Annotated in this window: 14 protein-coding genes; 3 read left to right on the forward strand and 11 right to left on the reverse strand. The window is 41.0% G+C overall.

From position 1 onward, the window contains the following. Nucleotides 1-241: 241 nt before the first annotated feature. The 6 genes from GHD00_RS01825 to GHD00_RS01850 all read right to left on the reverse strand — a co-directional run bounded on the left by GHD00_RS01825 (nt 242) and on the right by GHD00_RS01850 (nt 10403). Nucleotides 242-769: a hypothetical protein gene (locus tag GHD00_RS01825; protein WP_163536371.1), complete on the reverse strand. Its 528-nt coding sequence runs from the start codon at nt 767-769 to the stop codon at nt 242-244. 309 nt (nt 770-1078) lie between these two features. Beyond that, nucleotides 1079-2755 (reverse strand): long-chain-fatty-acid--CoA ligase, encoded by a 1677-nt coding sequence (locus GHD00_RS01830; protein ID WP_205600694.1) that lies wholly within the window; start codon nt 2753-2755, stop codon nt 1079-1081. A gap of 35 nt (nt 2756-2790) precedes the next feature. After that, complete coding sequence (locus GHD00_RS01835; protein WP_205600695.1) at nt 2791-4563, reverse strand: acyl-CoA dehydrogenase family protein; 1773 nt, start codon at nt 4561-4563, stop codon at nt 2791-2793. Nucleotides 4564-4637: 74 nt separating this feature from the next. Continuing rightward, on the reverse strand, nt 4638-5822 hold the full coding sequence (locus GHD00_RS01840) for an acetyl-CoA C-acyltransferase (RefSeq protein WP_163536374.1): 1185 nt from the start codon (nt 5820-5822) through the stop codon (nt 4638-4640). A gap of 21 nt (nt 5823-5843) precedes the next feature. Then, nucleotides 5844-8240: a 3-hydroxyacyl-CoA dehydrogenase/enoyl-CoA hydratase family protein gene (locus GHD00_RS01845; protein WP_163536375.1), complete on the reverse strand. Its 2397-nt coding sequence runs from the start codon at nt 8238-8240 to the stop codon at nt 5844-5846. A gap of 18 nt (nt 8241-8258) precedes the next feature. Then, on the reverse strand, nt 8259-10403 hold the full coding sequence (locus tag GHD00_RS01850; RefSeq protein WP_163536376.1) for a (Fe-S)-binding protein: 2145 nt from the start codon (nt 10401-10403) through the stop codon (nt 8259-8261). A gap of 163 nt (nt 10404-10566) precedes the next feature. On the opposite strand from GHD00_RS01850, the gene GHD00_RS01855 reads away from it, so the two are divergent. After that, on the forward strand, nt 10567-11334 hold the full coding sequence (locus GHD00_RS01855) for an electron transfer flavoprotein subunit beta/FixA family protein (protein WP_163536377.1): 768 nt from the start codon (nt 10567-10569) through the stop codon (nt 11332-11334). A 15-nt stretch (nt 11335-11349) separates the two neighbouring features. Further along, a complete protein-coding gene (locus GHD00_RS01860) occupies nt 11350-12324 on the forward strand; it encodes an electron transfer flavoprotein subunit alpha/FixB family protein (RefSeq protein ID WP_163536378.1) in 975 nt (324 codons plus the stop codon). A gap of 652 nt (nt 12325-12976) precedes the next feature. Here the strand turns inward: GHD00_RS01860 and GHD00_RS01865 are convergent. The 3 genes from GHD00_RS01865 to GHD00_RS01875 all read right to left on the reverse strand — a co-directional run bounded on the left by GHD00_RS01865 (nt 12977) and on the right by GHD00_RS01875 (nt 15867). Beyond that, on the reverse strand, nt 12977-14125 hold the full coding sequence (locus GHD00_RS01865; protein WP_163536379.1) for a DUF5780 domain-containing protein: 1149 nt from the start codon (nt 14123-14125) through the stop codon (nt 12977-12979). A gap of 221 nt (nt 14126-14346) precedes the next feature. After that, a complete protein-coding gene (locus GHD00_RS01870) occupies nt 14347-14859 on the reverse strand; it encodes a GNAT family N-acetyltransferase (protein WP_163536380.1) in 513 nt (170 codons plus the stop codon). 18 nt (nt 14860-14877) lie between these two features. Beyond that, the gene (locus GHD00_RS01875; RefSeq protein WP_163536381.1) at nt 14878-15867 is read right to left on the reverse strand and encodes a GNAT family N-acetyltransferase; all 990 of its coding nucleotides are present in this window, start codon (nt 15865-15867) and stop codon (nt 14878-14880) included. Nucleotides 15868-16557: 690 nt separating this feature from the next. Here GHD00_RS01875 and GHD00_RS01880 point away from each other — a divergent pair. Then, entirely contained in the window at nt 16558-17661 is a 1104-nt protein-coding gene (locus GHD00_RS01880; RefSeq protein WP_163536382.1) for a PRK06851 family protein, read from the forward strand. Between the two features lie 111 nt (nt 17662-17772). Here GHD00_RS01880 and GHD00_RS01885 read toward each other — a convergent pair whose 3' ends face one another. Both GHD00_RS01885 and uvsE read right to left on the reverse strand, forming a co-directional pair. Beyond that, nucleotides 17773-17964 (reverse strand): YbxH family protein, encoded by a 192-nt coding sequence (locus tag GHD00_RS01885; RefSeq protein ID WP_163536383.1) that lies wholly within the window; start codon nt 17962-17964, stop codon nt 17773-17775. A gap of 55 nt (nt 17965-18019) precedes the next feature. After that, nucleotides 18020-18973, reverse strand: coding sequence for a UV DNA damage repair endonuclease UvsE (gene uvsE / locus GHD00_RS01890; RefSeq protein ID WP_163536384.1), 954 nt, complete (start codon nt 18971-18973; stop codon nt 18020-18022). Nucleotides 18974-19154 lie beyond the last annotated feature (181 nt).

Below are 19154 nucleotides of genomic sequence, written 5' to 3' on the forward strand. Positions count from 1 at the left end.
ATGATATTGTCTTTCAAAATGGCACTTAAACCGGCTTTAAGTGCCATTTTAACTCATTTACTTTCTGTTCTTGGTTCTTACTCGTCTTTTTAGTACCATTTTGATTTCGCACTTTTATATTTTGGTACTTATTTTTAGCAAAAAAAATCTCCATAAAACCCTTAACAAAAGACTCGATATCTGCACGAAAGAATATCAACTAAAACTACCCTGCCACCTTAAAGCAGCAGGGTGCTCTTGATTAAAGGCCAACACCAATCCACAGTTTTTCATCTCTCACCTCAAAATGCTTGAGTTTCCCTATTCGAATCGCTTTCGCCTTTTCCATTTGGTTTAGATCTATATGGATGATTCCTTTATGGCAATGAAGATAAGGCGATTTATTTAGAAGTTTTTTTGTTAACCACTCCTGATTTAAGGGCTTCATTCTGACTATTCTGAATGACAACTCCCGGTTCTCGGCTGCTAATGGTTTTAAATCCATCTGAAAATGAATCGTGATTCGGAGCTTTTTCGCGGCACCACTGATGACAATTTTATCTTTCACCAAACGGATATCTAAATTTGTAATTCCCTTTATTTTTTTCTTGCTTACAGCCCGACGTATCATGCTTTCGGCTATCGGTATCGTGACATATTTGTCTTCCAGTCCTTTCTTCGCCTTAGTAAGAAGACTCATTTCATCTTCAAATATTTTTTTAATTTTATCCTCGATGAATGCCCCCTCCTTTTTATGTGTGCTCATGTTGATTGCACGAGGCTTTACCATAAAGTGAGACTTCCATCAATTACTCACCGTGATCAATCTTGAATAGCCCTCAACGATTCGAGTCGTTCGTTAAACTTTATGTTAGAAAAAGATTGTCCTATGCCATAACCTTTTGATCATATATTGGAGAGTGACCCGTTTTCGCAAAAAAGTGGCCCGTTTCATGAAAATAATGACCCATTTATCAAGAAAAATGGCCCATTTTCCCCAAATAGTGGCCTCTTTCTTTTAAATAGTGCCCCCTTTACGGAGAAAAAGTCTCATAAGATAAAAACATATTTCTTACGAGACTTCCTTTTTGTTTTGCATTTATTTTTCGTTTTTTTCTTTCTCTTCTTCAACTAGCAATCGGCGCAAGGTTTTTCCTATTAATGACTTTGGCAGACTTTCGCGGAATTCGTATATTCGCGGTATTTTGTATGCGGCAAGCCTTTCTCGACAAAACGCTTCAAGCTCCTTTTCGTCTGTTGTTGCACCTTCTTTTAAAACAATGTATGCCTTCACCGTTTCACCTCGGTATTCATCGGGAACTCCCGCCGCAACGGCATCGATTATTGCTGGATGTTCAAACAAGACCTCCTCAATTTCTCGAGGGTAAATATTAAATCCGCCGGCAATGATGAGGTCTTTTTTACGATCGATAATGTAAAAGAAGCCGTCATCATCCATTTTCGCCATATCACCTGTATAAAGCCATCCATCCTTTAAGGTGTTACTCGTTTCCTCCGGTCGTTTCCAGTAGCCTCTCATCACCTGTGGTCCTTGAATGATCAGCTCACCCACTTCCCCGTTTTCAAGCTCTTCACCATTATCCGGATCGACAACTTTTGCAACCGTATCTGGAAAAGGAATCCCGATCGAGCCGAGCTTTCGTTTTTCCCATATGTTATTCGCATGGGTTACGGGAGAAGCTTCGGTTAAACCGTAGCCTTCAATCAGCTTGCCCCCGGTTATCTTCTCGAACGTGTCTTGGACCTCACCGGGCAGCGGGGCCGCACCACTAATACATATATTAATCGACGATAAATCATATTTTTTTATTTTGGAATGATGGATTAATGACATATACATCGTTGGCGCTCCAGGAAATGTAGTCGGCTGCAGTTTGTCAATTAACTTTAACGTCATGTCTACATCAAACTTCGGGAGAAGAATGAGCGTACCTCCCAATCTTATGGAAAGATTCATGAGGGCGGTCATTCCAAATACATGAAAAAATGGGAGCGCTGCCAAGTATCGTTCTTTCGCTTCCTCACTCCGATATACCCAGGCTCTCGTCTGCAAAGTATTGGCGACAAGATTATAGTGGGTAAGCATGACACCTTTGGACACGCCAGTTGTACCACCTGTGTACTGAAGCAGAGCCAAATCTTTTTCCGCATCCATTTTGACGTTAATCGGGTTAGCAGGTGCTATAGATAGAAGTTCCTTAAACGAATGCGTATTCTGATCGTAGCTGACATCCATCGATAAACCTTCTTTTTTTGTCTTGATCGGGTACAGTATATTTTTGGGGAATGGCAAGTAGTCCTTAATGGAGGTGAAAATCGTATGTCTTACTTCTATTTTCGGCAATACGTTTTGAACACGCTTAAACAAAAGATCCAAAGCGATAAGCACGCTCGCTCCAGAATCATTCATCTGATGCTCCAATTCTCTTTCCACATAAAGCGGATTGGTTTGAACGACAATCGCACCAATCATTAATGCTCCGTAGTAAGCGATGACTGATTGAGGACAATTCGGGAGCATAATTGCTACCCGATCGCCCTTCTCAATCCCTAACCCTTTTAAGACATTGGCAAACTGGTATGTTTCCTTTAATAACTGTTTATATGTGATCTTTTTTCCATAGAAAAACAGCGCTGTATGTTGAGGATATTTTTCTGCTGTGTCTAACATGAATTGAGCCAAATTTTGCTTTGGATATTCGTATGACGGTGCGACTTCTTTGGGGTAATACTCTAACCATACTTTTTCAGACATATCCAACTCTCCTTTTTGGCTATGACATTCAGTTGTTAAACGACATACTTCTCAGCTGAAATGACACGCTCGGCAATTTGTCTTTTCAGTACAACCGTATTGACTGGCGTTCGGCGAGCTAGCTTTTTTAGTACAGATAGCTGAGTCTTGAGCATATCCCCTGACTCCATCGCAGCTAAAGCATCCTTAGCGAGAGATTCGATTGTTTCAAAGGATTCGTGAACAAATACTTGCGTCATCGCGATTGCATTGGCCGCTTTCTCTTCACCCTGCTTAGCGATCAGCTTCTTCGTTCTGAGAAACGCACTTTCCGTTGCATACACTTGGATCATGATGTCAGCTAGATGACTCAGGATTTCTTGTTCATTTTCAAGTTTTTGCTGGTATTTTTGTACGGCTAGACCTCCGATCATTAAGAAGATTTTCTTCGCCATTGCAATCATGTACTGTTCTTGCTCCAAGAGCCCTTCAAACGTCCTTTTTGGCATAAATGTAAGCAGCTCTTCTTGCAGTGCTTCTGCTTTTTGCATCAGAGGAAGCTCGCCCTTCATTGCTCGCTTAATAAGAGTACCTGGTATGAGCAAACGGTTGATTTCATTCGTTCCTTCAAAAATTCGATTGATGCGCGAATCACGATAGATCCGCTCGATTTGATATTCTTGTATAAACCCGTAGCCACCGTGAATTTGAACCCCTTCATCTGCAAGAAAATCTAACGTCTCAGACCCAAATACTTTATTGATCGAGCACTCTAGCGCATACTCAGCAATCGCTTTGGCCGACGCCATCCCCGCATCTGAACTGTTGAAATCAATATCGTTCATACTCGAATCTATTAATCCAGCCGTTCGATACACCATACTGTCCAGAACATACGCTCTAATATTCATTTCTGCTAATTTATTACGAATGAGAGCGAAGGATGAGATTGGCTGGTTAAATTGAACTCTTTCATTCGCATAGGCCGATGCCAGTTCAATCGTATCCTTTGATGCACCGAGGCAACCAGCCGCAAGCTTAAATCGGCCGATGTTCAAAATGTTAAAGGCAATCAGATGACCTTTTCCAACCTCCCACAACAGATTCTCAGCAGGAACCTTCACATCTTCCAAAATAAGCGGACACGTGGAGCAGCCTTTGATGCCCATTTTCTTTTCTTCTGGACCAATACTGACTCCTTCCATCGTTTTCTCAACAATAAATGTACTAAAATCCGTTCCATTCACTTTCGCATAAACGATGAAAATATCAGCAAAGGCAGCATTCGTAATAAACTGCTTCGTTCCGTTTAAAATATAGTGCGTACCATCCTCAGATAACGTGGCGGTTGTTTTTGCACCAAGCGCATCTGAACCAGAGGATGGTTCTGTCAGGCAATAGGCTGCAATTTTTTGGCCGCTGGCTAAGTGAGGCAGGTATTTTTTCTTTTGCTCGTCTGTTCCAAAGTAAACGATCGGCAAGGTACCAATACCGACGTGTGCACCAACAGATAGAGCAAAAGACGATGCTTTAGAGAAGCGTTCACTGATTAAAGTCGAGCTTACTTTATCTAGACCAAGACCTTGATATTGCTCTGGCACATCCGCACTAAGAAGCCCCAATTCTCCAGCCTTTTGCAGGAACTTTACCGTAAGATCATAGTTTAAGCTTTCAAGCGCGTCATCCTGTGGCAGAATCTCTCCTTCAATAAAATCCTTTGTGGTTTCGGCAATCATTCGCTGCTCTTGTGTAAAATCATCAGGTGTGACAACCGAGTTATAGTCGACATCGTCAATAATAAAGCTTCCACCAACTATTTTTTCACCCATCATTGAGTTCCCCTTTCTTTCATGGTGCTGGTTACGTATGCAGAATGGTGATTCAGCGAGTTTCACGCATCATTTTACCCCGGATGCACTTCAAAAACTCCAGCTGCACCCATGCCGCCGCCGATACACATTGAAACCACTCCGTACCCGCCGCCTCGTCGTTTCAGCTCATAAAGCAAGGTTGAGGATAACTTGGCTCCTGTACATCCGAGAGGGTGGCCCAGTGCAATCGCTCCTCCATTCACGTTTACTTTCTCCTCATCGATATTCAGTTCGCGAATGATTGGCAAGCATTGTGCTGCAAATGCTTCGTTTATTTCAAAAAGCTTGATGTCATCCTGACTAACCCCTGCCATGTCAAGAGCTTTTGGAATCGCCTTGATCGGACCAACACCCATAATCTCAGGCTCAACGCCAGCCACTGCAAAGGATTTAAACGTAGCTAATGGTTTTAGGCCAAGTGCTTCCGCTTTCTCTTTACTCATCACAACGCACGCTGCTGCACCATCACTCATTTGCGACGAGTTTCCGGCAGTTACGGTCCCTCCCTGCTTGAATGCCGGCTTTAGTCCTGCCAGTACGTCAACACTTGTATCCGGACGAACCCCTTCGTCCGTGTCGACAACGGTTTGCTTTTCCCAGCGATTGCCTTTCTCATCGACTCCTTTAAGCGCTGTTTGCACCGGGGCAATTTCTTCCTTAAATTTCCCTGCCCGAACAGCTGCTGCTGCTTTCTGGTGGCTCGCTGCGGCAAAACGATCCTGATCCTTTCGTGAAACATTAAATCGTTCTGCCACTTCTTCAGCCGTAAAGCCCATCCCCATATAGATTTCCGGCATTTCCTCGACGATTTGCGGATGCGGGGAAAGCTTAAATCCCGTCATCGGGACATGACTCATGCTCTCTACTCCTCCGCCGATGACAGTATCGGCATGGCCGAGCATGACACGCTCTGCGGCAAACGCAATCGACTGCAACCCGGATGAGCAAAATCGGTTAATCGTAATGGCTGGAGTGGCAGCCGGAAAACCAGCATAAAGGGAGATAATTCTTGCAACATTTAATCCCTGCTCCCCTTCAGGCATGGCACACCCAATAATGATATCCTCCACATCCTCTTTCTTTAATCCGGGAACCCGCTCCATAACCGCATTTAAAACCGTACTTCCTAAGTCCTCTATGCGTGTTTGCGCAAATCCGCCTTTCTTTGCCTTCCCCGCCGGTGTGCGTGCTATCGATACAATCACTGCTTCTCTCACACAGTTCACCTCATTTCTCATTTAGTTACGTAATGGTTTCCCTTTGCTTAACATGTACTGCATGCGCTGCCTGGTTTTCGGCTCACCGCACAAGCTTAAAAAGGCTTCCCGTTCGAGATCGAGCATATATTGTTCACTCACTCGTGTCCCCGCAGGAACATCCCCCCCAGCTAATACGTGAGCCAGTTTATTGGCAATCAATAGGTCATGGTCACTAATATAACCCGCCAGCTTCATTTGATAAGCACCTAGCTTCAACACCGCCTTCCCTTCGTTTCCGACGACGCGAATATCCTCCTTTGGCTTTGGAGCATACTCCTCTTCAACCAACCTTAGTGCAGCCTGCTTTGCTTCATAAATGAGATGATCCTGATGGACAACAACAGTATCCTCATCACGCAAGTAACCGAGTTTTTTCGCATCTAAAGCACTTGTCGATACCTTTCCCATGCCGATCGTTTCAAAAATGTTGTTGACATATGGCTGTAAATCAACCTCAGGATTCGTAACAGAGCTGCTAAGACGACTGATGAGTTCCTTACATCCTCCGCCTGCCGGAATTAACCCAACACCAGCCTCGACCAATCCGTAGTACGTTTCTGCTGAGGCGACAACTTGATCGGCCGGCAGACAAACCTCAACACCGCCGCCTAAGGTCATCCCATGCGGAGCTGCAATGACAGGCTTTTCAAAATGCTTTAAGTGATACATTGTACGCTGGAATACGCGGATAATATGCTCAACTTCATCCCATTCTTCATCCTGCGCTTCCATCAAGAGCATCATTAAGTTTGCGCCAACGCAGAAATTCCGTCCTTGATTGGCAATGACGAGCCCATCGTAATGGCTGCGGACTTCTTCGATGCTTTGCTCAATCATCGTTAAAATATCTGCACCAATCGCATTGTTAGGGGAATGGAATTCGAGACATGCGATTCCATCACCAAGATCAATCAGGCTGGCTCCACTGTTCGCTTTTACAACCTTATTTTGCTCTTTAAGCGTCCGTAGTGAAATCACTTCAGGCTTTGGCTCTCGTTGTTTGTAGGCACCATTTGAAACGAAAAACGTCGTACCTTCTTGCTTCGTGTAAAACGATTTGTTCCCAGCTTCAAGCCAATCTTTCACCCATTGTGGAACGCTCAACCCTTCTGCTTCCATCCGCTTTACCGATGTTTCCAATCCAATTGCATCCCACGTTTCAAACGGGCCAAGCTCCCAATTAAAGCCCCACTTCATTGCTTCATCAATTTCCAGAATCGAATCCGCAATTTCTCCAACTTTTTCCGCTGAATAAAGGAGTACTTTTTTAAGCGTATTCCAGGCGAGTTCAGAGTAATGATCCTGCGCACTCAAGAGCGCTTTCAGCTTTTGCTTTGTTCCTTTTGCCATTTTTGCTGTTTCCAAAGATGCCCCGACCGCTTTCTTTCGCGGTTCGTATTCCATCGTCTGAAGATTAAGGGAAAGAATCTCCTTCCTCTTTTCGTTCTTCACCTTTTTATAAAAGCCCTGCCCCGCCTTCTCGCCAATCCAGCCTTTTTCAACCATCTCCCGTAAAATATCCGGAACTTTAAATACTTTTTTCTCCGCTTCATCGGTTACTTTTTCGTACATATTGTTGGCAATATGAACAAACGTATCAAGTCCCACTAAGTCCAACGTTCGAAATGTCGCACTTTTCGGACGCCCCATTGCCGGTCCGGTAATGGCATCCATTTCTTCGACTGTATATCCTTTAGCAAGCATTTCGTTTAGTGTGACGTGCAGACTGTATGCTCCGATCCGGTTCGCGATAAAATTCGGCGTATCCTTCGCAATCACGACCCCTTTGCCGAGCTTTTTCTCACAAAATTGACTCATGATGTCTACGATTTCCGGCAGTGTTTGCTTGCCTGGAATAATTTCTAATAGTTTCATATAGCGGGGCGGATTAAAGAAATGTGTGCCGAGAAAGTGCTTTTTAAATTCCTCACTGCGCCCCTCGACCATTGCATTGATGGAAATGCCTGAGGTGTTAGAGCTGACAATTGTTCCCTTCTCCCATACCGTTTCAACGCGCTCGAAAAGTTGCTTCTTCATGTCAAGATTTTCAACAATCACTTCAATAATCCAATCAACTTCCTTTATTCGCTCCAAATCATCCTCTATATTGCCAGGAGTAATAAACGATACTAAATCCTCATCATACAGCGGGGCTGGTTTTGTTTTCTTAAGCCTCTTTATGGCATTTACAGCTTTACGGTTACGGACTTCCTTACTATCTAGATTCAGTCCTTTTCTTTTCTCTTCTTCTGTCAATTGATCAGGAACAATATCGAGCAAGAGACAAGGGATCCCCACGTTTGCTAGGTGGGCTGCAATGCTTGCTCCCATAACGCCCGAACCGATTACAGCTGCACGTCGAATTTGTCTTTCCATACGATGAAACCTCCTGTTCTATCCTGTTAGTTTACTAGACTCGCCAAAGACAGCTTGCTCTAAGATCTCAGCAATATCCTTTGTCTTCACACGCTCCTCTACTTCCATTGCTTTCGTACCATCATCTAGCATTGTGAGACAAAACGGGCATGCACTGCTAATCATCGTCGGATTCACGTCAAGCGCCTGCTCCGTACGAGCGAGATTCACCCTCTTTCCAGCAGTTTCCTCCATCCACATCATACCTCCCCCTGCGCCGCAGCACATTCCATTCTCACGGTTACGCTCCATCTCAAGCAATTCCACACCTTTAATCGAACGGAGGATATCTCGAGGCTGCTCATAAAGATTGTTATAGCGCCCAAGATAACAGGAATCATGATACGTAATCCGCTCATTCAATTCATACGTTGGCGTCAACCGGCCTTCTTTCACTAGTTGATTGAGAAACTCGGTATGATGAAGGACCTCAACCCCGTCTAAACCAAACTCTGGGTATTCATTTTTCATCGTATTAAAAGTATGCGGACAGGCTGTAACAATTTTTTTCACATTGTATTTCTGGAATGTTGCGATGTTTTCCATGCATAGCTCTTGGAACAGTAATTCATTGCCCATTCTTCTCGGTGTATCACCGGAATTTTTCTCTTCATTGCCAAGAATCGCAAAGTTGACGCCTGCTTCATTAAGTAATCTTACAAACGCTCGGGACACTTTCCGGCTGCGATTATCGTATGATCCCATCGAACCGACAAAGTAAAGAATCTCAAAATCAGGATTTTCCTTTACTGTCGGCACCGGAATCCCTTCAATGTCTTCTGTCCACTTCGCACGGTCTCTTCGATTGATTCCCCACGGATTCCCTTGACGTTCAATGTTCTGCATCGCACGCTGGCCTTCATGAGGAACACTGCCTTCCATAAGAAGCAAATACCGGCGCAAGTCAACGATTTTATCAACATGTTCATTTCCGACTGGACATTGATCCTCACAGTTCCGACATGTCGTACATGCCCAAATCTCTTCCTCGGTCATCACATCGCCAACGAGACTTAGCTCCTGCACATTTTGATCACTTGTCGACCACATCTGCTGCTGAAGCGTCATCGTCGGTTGAATCGTCGTCCCTTGCCCCCACTCGACCTCTTCTGCATGAACATCGTGTACACTGTGTATACCAGTTTGTTTATACTTAGACTCCGGTACCCAAGGTGATTTCGATGTGATCGCTGCTCCTTTTTCAGTCAGGTGGTCTCGCAGCTTTACAATCAGATGCATCGGCGAAAGAACCTTGCCCGTATTGGAAGCTGGACACACATCCGTGCAGCGTCCACATTCCACACAAGAATAGAAGTCAAGCATTTGCTGCTGCGAGAAATCCTCAATTTTTCCAACACCGAATGATTCCGCATCTTCATCCTCAAGATCAAGGCTTCTCAATTGGCCAACCGGCTCCGTTCGTCTTAAAAAAATGTTGATCGGAGCAACGAAAAGATGAAAATGCTTCGACTGCGGAACATACACTAAAAACGCCAGCAAAATCAACAAATGCGCCCACCAAAACGTGTAAAAGAGAACATGTGCTGTGACCTCTCCAACCCATGTAAAAGTTGCTGCGATCACAGAGGAAATCGGAGCATACCAAGAAAAGGAGAGCTCATGTACGATCCGCTCAAATCCAAGCGTCAATAAAACCGATAACATTAAGGAAAAAATGAAATAAATAACGATTCTAGGCTTTTTCCCTCTTTTTAAGCGCGGCAGCTTCTCCCCGTAACGGCGGTAGGCAGCATAGCCAACTGCAAGCAAAATGAGAAAGACTGTCACTTCCTGAAAGAGGTTAAAGACGTGATAGCCAGGAACCGGAAGCCCATTTGCCCCTAGGCCTTTGACAATGATATCCAAGGCACCAAACTGTACAATGATAAATCCATAGAAAATAATCACATGCATGATTCCACTTTTTTTGTCCTTCAACAATTTTGATTGACCGAATACTTGAGAGACAAACGTCCTAAACCGTTCATCCAGCTTCCTTTCCATTTCCACCTGTTTTCCTAGCTTAATATATAAGTAGCGATGATAGACAACTTTTCCAAATAAATACAAGCCGTAACCAGTTACTAAGAGAAATGCTAGAAATTGAATCCATTGCCAAGCCACAATGATCGCTCCTTTCCTGAAATAGTAGGTTTACAGAAGCTTTTGGACCGCCTTTTTCCTTGAAGAAACACACATTAAAAATAAAGAGCTCTCATACATATAAAGATATGTACCAGCTTATTAGAAAATACCAACCCATTTATGTTTGAAAGGAGAATGATAGATGGATATTTATGTCATCATGAAACAGACCTTCGACACCGAAGAAAAAATTATCATTGAAGATGGCAATGTTTCTGAGGATGGAGTTCAATATGTCATCAACCCATATGATGAATATGCCGTAGAAGAAGCAATTCAAACAAGAGATGAATTAGGAGGAAGCGTTTACGTTATTGCTGTAGGTCCAGAGCGGACATCCGAAGCACTAAGAACAGCATTGGCTATGGGAGCCGATGAAGCCGTATTAATATCCGATGAGAGAATTGGCTCAGATGAAAACACGATCTCCAAGGTATTAGCTTCATACTTAGGTAGCCAGAAGGTTGATTTGATTCTAGGCGGTTATTTCTCGGTCGATAACGGAGCCGGTCAAGTGGCCATTCGATTAGCACAGCTCTTAGACATTCCGCACGTCGGCTCGATTACAAAGCTCGATATGAGTGATAGCAAAGCGAAAGCAGATCGAGATGCAGAAGGTGACCTCGAACAGGTTGAAGTCACACTTCCTGCTGTTTTTACTGCGCAACAAGGATTAAATGAACCACGTTACCCAAGCCTACCAGGAATTATGAAAGCCAAAAGAAAACCTTTTAAACAATTAACCTTAGATGATCTCGATATAGAGGAAGCCGAGCTATCCCCAAAAACAGCTAGAACAGCCCTTTCTCTCCCGCCTCAAAAAGAAGCAGGGCAAATTCTGAAGGGCGAGACTGCTGAGCAAGTGAAGGAGCTTGTTGAAAAACTGCGTGATGATGCAAAAGTATTATAATAAGGAGGCATTCCTATGAGTAAAACCATTCTAGTCGTTGCTGAGCACCGCGACGGAGCATTGCGTCAGGTCACCTATGAGGCCATTCAAGCAGCAGCATTGTCCTCAGCCGAAAACGACCAGCTCCATGTCGCCGTCATTGGTCATCAAATAGAAGGCTTGACAGAATCCCTTTCCAGTATTGATGCTGAAAAAATTTATCTTATCGATCACTCAGATTTACAGCAATACCATCCAGAAGCGTATGCTGCTGCTTTAAAGCAAGTAATTGATGCCTCCAATCCAGACGGAATCATTTTGGGACACACGGCTATCGGACGCGACCTGGCGCCGATGATTTCAGCAAAGCTCGATGCCGGGCAAATTTCGGATGTAACAAATATTGAGAACGTCGACGATCAAGTTGTGTTCATCCGGCCAATCTATGCGGGAAAAGCGTTTGAAAAAAAGGTTTTTCAAAGCTCCCCATGGGTTGTCACAGTTAGACCAAATAATATTTCAGCAGCTGATTCAAGCGGCGGCAAAGCTGAAGTGGAAAATATCGAGTATGCTAAGCCAGCTTCTTTACGAACAGTTATCCAAAACGTGGTCCGGAAAACTTCTGGAAAAGTAGATTTATCAGAAGCTAAAATTGTTGTATCAGGCGGGCGCGGAGTCAAAAGTGCAGACGGTTTTAAGCCTCTGCAAGAGCTAGCCGATGTCCTCGGCGGGGCAGTTGGTGCTTCTAGAGGGGCTTGCGATGCGGATTACTGTGACTATTCACTGCAAATCGGGCAAACCGGTAAAGTCGTCACACCAGAGGTCTATATTGCATGCGGGATTAGCGGTGCGATTCAGCACGTTGCCGGAATGAGTCAGTCAAAGATTATTGTCGCCATTAACAAAGATCCTGAAGCGCCAATCTTTAAAATCGCTGATTACGGTATCGTCGGGGACCTTTTTGAAGTCGTGCCTTTACTTACACAGGAATTTAAAAAGGTGTTAGGTTAGAAAAAGCTGGCCCAAATTGAGGACCTCTCCCCACTCGCTTGAGGGCCTCTTTTTCTTGCTTCCTCGAATAAGTGTCAATTCAGCTTGTTCATTTTAAAATTTTGGTACTTATCCACTTTCTTAGTGCCAAATTTACGATCATGGGTTTCATTTTGGTACTTAAACCGGCTTTAAGTACCATATTGGCTCATTCGATTTCTGGTTTTGGTTCTTACTCGTCTTTTCAGTACTATTTTGATTTCGTGTTTTTATATTTTGGTACTTATTTTTAGAAAGATATCATTCAACTAGTTTATGAATGGTTCCTGTCAGAGCGACCGATTACTACAAGACTAACTTCCCCACGTAAAGAAAACTCGGCGATTGCCAAGCCTTTAGGCGACAGCAGAGCCGTAGTTGCACTTATACTTCGCACCTTAAAATTTTTGCTACGTCGAGTAGCTTCCCTGCTAAAATTTCACACTTTTCTAACGTGCAAAAAAAAGACTTCTACCATCACAGTAGAAGTCTCCACCATTTATTCGACCACTGGCGTTCGCTGTATATGAGGATAGGTAAAAATATCCCATTCATCTCGGCTTAACCGCTCCCTCTTCATCCGCTTGAAACTAGTGCAATATCGGGGGTAATCAACTGAGATTTAACAAATTTTCTATTCAAGCGGTTTTTCTTTATATTCTTTAATCCAATATTCGTAATAAGGATTGTCCCATGTCGAACCATCATAAAATGTAACGCTTTTTACACATGCCAAAACTTGAGATATTCCATGAGGATCGTCAAGTTCCCATCCTACATTTTCTCCGAATCTGTCTCCAGCAACAACATTCACATCTTCCGCATTTCCTACAAATTCATACCGACCGCCTGAAAAGTCAAAATTCCCCCTAATTTTTAATGGATAGCCGTTGTTGTCAAAACCTAATACACCTACTTCAAAGTTTTTTATAGTCTTATCAGAATCATTTCTAATCATCACTTGTACCATATCTGGGTATAAGGCTTTATGCTCAGGATCTTGCTCAACAATCTTAGCATTTTCTACAATGATTATTTGTTCATCTTTTGCATTCTTCATTTCCTCTTGTCTTTCAGCAGCTCTGATTTTTTCTAATTGTCCCTCATAGACCTCTAATTTAGAAAGAATATCACTATCATCTGGAATGACGTCATCAGCATCTTGAAGCAAAGAAATAGCTTCTTCATATTTATTATTAGAAACATATTTTTCTGCCTGCTTTATAGCCTCACTCTTATAATTATCGCCTATTTCTTGTATTTGTTCTTGAGCTGATTCAAAGTTTTCATCTTCCTCCATAACTTTTCCAAACTCTTTTATTGCTTCTATGTAATTTTCAGAATCTACGAATTCCAATCCTTTTTTATAGGAAATTCTAGAATCATGGAGTTCGTTCATTTCATCGATAGTATGCTTCACATCAGTGGATATTAGTTCAGTACTTTCTATTGTTTCTAATCTGTTCATAGCTGCATTATAGTTCATTTCATTATTGATAAACTCATTCTTAATTTTTGATACTTCCTCCGCCAAGAATGTCTTCGCTTGATTTTCTTCCTCTGTATTATCCTCTATTTCATCTTCATATATACGATTTGCTTCAGAATAATTATTATCCCGTATTTCTGTTTTATATTGTCTTAATGAATCATTGAAGTAAACAAAAAATAGTAACGAGCAAATTACAATGATAACCATAGCTGACAGTAACATTAAAATATTTCTCTTCCCAATAATTAATTTAGATCTGTCTTTTTCCTTATCTTCATTATGTTTGTACAATTGCTCTCCACATTTTCTACAATAAATACTGTCTTCTTGATTCTCTGTCTTACACTTTGGACATATCATGATTTTCTCTCCCTTTTAACAGTGACACTTCCTGATGTTTTGATGCTTTGTTTCATTTTTTTGCAAGTTCTCCAACAAAATCACTGATAACATTGGAAGAGGATACAGTGATTGATGGCTTTACTATGTTTCAGCGGCCTCTGGGATTTCATTTAATTTTTACAAAATAATGCACGCTTCATATCATCTTCTGGAGTAATTTCTGCAAATAGATGGAAACCTAATTTTTCGTGAAACTTTACAGAACCTGCATTATACGGTTCCATGACAACTGCTAGGTAAATAGGTTGTTTCACCGTATCGATAAAAAAGCGATATAACTTCTTTCCAACTCCTTGTTTTTGAGCATTTTTTGCCACACAAATCTGTTTGATTACTACAAATGAAGACGCTGCATGCTTTTTGTATGCTTGATTAACTTTGCTATTATTTAATTCCGTATCCAAAAAGCCGAGTAAAAAACCTTGTAATTCTCCTTCTTTTTCTACTACATAAAAGTGTTCACAATCTTTTATATATTGTTGATATTGTTCTTTCGTATAGCCGGACACTAAAAAACCATTATTCTTTTTTTCTTCCTCACTTAATTGTGATAAAGAGTTTTCAAGAGCCATTTCAGCTATTTTATTTACATCACTTAAACGCGCTTTTCTCATCAATTGCATGTTCTAACTCCCTTCTGCTTAAATATAAATGAATGAAATAATTAAAATAATCAACCATATCATGAAAACAAGCAGCGGAAATGCTCTCATTACTTGTCCTGTAGGGGAAGCCTTAAATGCTTTATCGAATGGATTAAATTTCACTGCCACGATATTGATTCCACCTAAACGCTCTAATATTTCCTCTATTTCTACTATTGTTTTCTTCCGTTTCTGCAAATATTTTATTCCATTGTGGATTGTCACAAAAAACATCAAAGAAACAATAATACCTAAAATAGATAATGTTAACAACATTGCGAAAAATGCATTAGAGTAGTTGGAGTCAGCATTGGCAACAATACTAATCACACCGAACAAACCAGCTGAAACATATAGGAAATTATGGACTTTTGACCAATTAAGCTTATCCTCATGTTCATACAGACTTACTGCAAATTCATACTGTGTCATTATTACTTCCTTATCATAATGTGGATTGTTGGCTGGATTATTCCAGAAGAAAACTCCCTTTTTATCTCTTTCTGTTACTACTTCAAATTTTTGTTTAAATCCTAATGCATTATGTAATTGAATAGCAGGATTATTATAAGGTTCAATATCTGCCACAGCGAAAATATCATCACTGATTTTGGACATCAATTTTTCATATAGTAATTTTGCATACCCTTTTTTGCGATAAGATGCCTCAATACATACTTGTTGGATAACAACAAATGAATTACTAGCAAATGTTTTGATCTTTTGATTAATGGAATAGTTAGAATCTAACTCCTCTTCTTTCAAAGCAAATAAAAATCCAATTATATGTTGATTCGTTTCTAACACATAGAAATGTTCAGTAGAGTCTATCAATCTAGCATATATTTCTCTACTCTCATAGCCTGTTAAAAAGCCGTTTTTTACTAACTTTTTTTGTGACAAAGAATTCTTAGCACTTGCCCTTGCTATGTTATGAATGGTGTCTAGGTCGTTATGTTGTACTTTTCTTACTTGAATACTGTCCAATACTTTCCTTCACCTACTTTTCTTTATATCTTGTTCTCTAATTCCTTTCAGATAGGATATGCATTCAGTTTACCTGCTTATTATGTATAAAACAGAGCTGTTCCTTTTAAAGCCTCGTGAACTCCTTCTCAGTTGTTAACTGTACAAATCTAATACTTTATACTTATGACAATTATATCAAAACAATCTATATTTCACATAATCATCCAAATGCAAAGATTACTACAAACTATTTTAAGAGTTCCTGTCACTGGCGTTCGATGATCGGTGAAAAAATCCCATTATACGAAAGTTTCTTCTTTTGGATACCATCCTACCGCTCCTGAAAAAGGGATTCCATGTTATCAGGGTGGTGGAATGACCAAATTTATCATCTTGTGTTTCATTTTGGTACTTAAACCGACTTTAAGTACCATATTGGCTCATTAGATTTCTGTTTTTGGTACTTACTCGTCTTTTCAGTACTATTTTGATTTCATGCTTCTATATTTTGGCTCTTATTTTTTAGTAACAAAAGACTAGTTACCTGCAAATGACGTAAGAATATCCACGAGTGGCTCTATCCCTGATTGATTTAGCCGGTAAATGGGCAAAGTTGCCTGTCCCTACTTTCCCACCTCTAAAAGTGTCAGATAGCCTCACGATTGCATAGGCTAACGTGTAGATATTTTTTACAAAGGGGGGCTGATTTTGTCAGGAAAAGTGATTAACTACTATGCTGGTGGTAACACGGCAAAGGGATTCTACGATCTGTTCGAATCGAATATGCAAGAGTTAGAAAATATATATCTATTAAAAGGTGGTCCTGGTACGGGGAAATCCACGATGATTAAAAAGCTGGCAGATGCGTGGTTACAACAGGGTTATAATATTGAGCGGATTCATTGTTCATCAGATAATGATTCGTTAGACGGTCTTATTATCCCAGCACTTCAATTTGGAATTTTCGATGCCACTGCTCCACATGTTTTAGAGCCAAAGGCCCCTGGAGCAATTGAACAATATGTCAACCTTGGAGCTGCTTGGGATAAAACAAAACTAAAAGAAAATAAAGAAGAAATCGCTGAGTTGCAAACAAAAATAAGTGAAGCATTTCAATCGGCTTATGACTGTTTTGCAGAAGGTCTTCGGATTCACGATTACTTAGAGGATATATACATTAATGAAATGGATTTTAACAAAGCAAATCAAGTCACTGACGAATTAATTCAAAAGATTTTGCTCAATAAAACAAGTGATCAAGGAAATGCTGTCGTCAAACATCGCTTTTTCGGTGCATCTACCCCAGAAGGCGTCGTTGATTTTATTCCGTCTATTACCGAAGAGTTGACGAAGCGTTACTTTATTAAAGGGCGTGCTGGTTCTGGTAAATCAACACTACTAAAAAAAGTAGCCAGTGCTGGTGAGGATAAGGGCTTTGATATTGAAATGTATCACTGCGGGTTTGACCCGGAAAGTATAGACATGGTTGTCATTCGCGAGCTTGGTGTCTGTGTATTTGATAGTACCGATCCACATGAATATTTCCCTGAGCGACATGGTGATGAAATTGTCGACTTATACGAGCAAACGATCACACCTGGAACGGATGAAAAATATGAATCAGACATTACTCATTATACAAAAAGCTACAAGCAACGAATGAAAGATGGCATCACTTATTTACAAGAGGCCAAATCATTACATGATAACTTAGAAAAAACGTATATCGATGCCGTTGATTTTGCGGTCATTGATGAAATGTATTCCTCTATTTATAAAGAAATCGAAGAATTGGCAGGAGAAAGTTCATAATCCTATCCATTGAAATTACATTACATGCATCTTCTTCCCAATTTCTCCTTAGAAAAAAAAGAAAATGCCATAAGTAGTGGTGCCACTCCTTAACTCAGATAACCTCTTCTCCTATATATTGTGTTGCTGGCAATAGGTTTCAACGATTTCTTCTATTTGGCTTGCTTCAGGATATTTTCCAGAAAAGGTGAATGTCAATTCTTCTTTAAAATCACCTTGTTCATAAACATGGATGGCACCATTTTGATTAATCACACTATACTCTGGTTCAAATCTATATCCGTTTCGTTCAATTGCTCCCACTGCTCTCATCCTTTTATAATGATTATTTCTTTGATCTTACTAGAAACAACTAATGCTATACCTCGATCGCTCCTCCATTCACTCGCTTAAAACCACGCGATTTACCTAACTCTTCTACGAGCTTTAACGCTGCCCTATCCTTTGCTTTCGCCTCAATCATGATATCCGCTGATTTTCCATACGCTTTTAAAGGTTTTATAAAGTCTTTCGCAAAATCAATATCCACATAATCAGCATGTGCTCGTATCATTTTTTCCGATTTAGGTGAGGATAAGTGAAATTTAGGAGGATGGCCTGTTCCTTCCCAAGTCTCAAAAATTCTCGGGAGTAACTCTTCCCATGCTCCCTCTCCAGGGTTTGCCCAATGGTGATGATAGTCAAATACAAAAGGGACACCGTTCGTCTTACAAATCTGTAACGTTTCTTCTGCTGTATATGTCTTATCATCGTTTTCTAGAGTCGTTTGCATGCGAATATCCTTATCAAGCTTCACAAAATTTTGGTTAAATCGATCCATCGCCTCTTCTTTGTTACCATAAGCGCCTCCAACATGGATGTTTATCATTGCTTGCTTTTCTATTCCCATCGCTCTCAACATGTCATAATGATAAGTCATACCAACAATGGCATTTTCCGTGACATGGTTCTGCGGGCTAGTGAACAAGGTGAATTGATTCGGATGGAAGCTGACACGAAGCTTATGTTTTTGTACTAGTACTCCAATCTCCTTAAAGAGTGAAGCAAAAGGAGTGATAAAATCCCACCTTACCTCTGGATGTGTGGCAAGTGGTACAAGTGAGGATGACATTCGATAAACGTCTATACCATGTGCAATGTTGTAATGAAGAATACGAATGGTGTTTCTTAAATTTTGTTCCGTCAGATAATAAAGTTTTTCTTTTCTATCCTCTTTATTTAACTTCTTCCAATTGGTAAACGTTAACGTTCGAGAAGGAGACGCTTCCCAAAGCGAAAGCGCCATTGAGACGTAACCAAACCTAAGTATCATCGTTTCACACCAACTTATGAATGTAGATGGAATTAGTGTGAAGCAAAGGGACGGTTCTCATTCATGATAATGACATGGTACGTGAGAACTTTCCCTGATTAGGATTTTTATAAGAAAACCCTGCGATTTCTAAACTTAAAGAAGACAATTAACAGAAATTTAACAGAATTCCATCTCTTTT

The organism is Gracilibacillus sp. YIM 98692 (genome assembly GCF_010993965.1).
Classification (GTDB): Bacteria; Bacillota; Bacilli; order Bacillales; family Amphibacillaceae; genus Gracilibacillus.

Excerpts from the sequence above, each read along its gene's own strand:
- GHD00_RS01825 (WP_163536371.1), bottom strand. The coding sequence starts at position 769 with ATGGTAAAGCCTCGTGCAATCAACATGAGCACACATAAAAAGGAGGGG.
- GHD00_RS01830 (WP_205600694.1), bottom strand. The coding sequence starts at position 2,755 with ATGTCTGAAAAAGTATGGTTAGAGTATTACCCCAAAGAAGTCGCACCG.
- GHD00_RS01835 (WP_205600695.1), bottom strand. The coding sequence starts at position 4,563 with ATGGGTGAAAAAATAGTTGGTGGAAGCTTTATTATTGACGATGTCGAC.
- GHD00_RS01845 (WP_163536375.1), bottom strand. The coding sequence starts at position 8,240 with ATGGAAAGACAAATTCGACGTGCAGCTGTAATCGGTTCGGGCGTTATG.
- GHD00_RS01855 (WP_163536377.1), top strand. The coding sequence starts at position 10,567 with ATGGATATTTATGTCATCATGAAACAGACCTTCGACACCGAAGAAAAA.
- GHD00_RS01860 (WP_163536378.1), top strand. The coding sequence starts at position 11,350 with ATGAGTAAAACCATTCTAGTCGTTGCTGAGCACCGCGACGGAGCATTG.
- GHD00_RS01870 (WP_163536380.1), bottom strand. The coding sequence starts at position 14,859 with ATGCAATTGATGAGAAAAGCGCGTTTAAGTGATGTAAATAAAATAGCT.
- uvsE (WP_163536384.1), bottom strand. The coding sequence starts at position 18,973 with ATGATACTTAGGTTTGGTTACGTCTCAATGGCGCTTTCGCTTTGGGAA.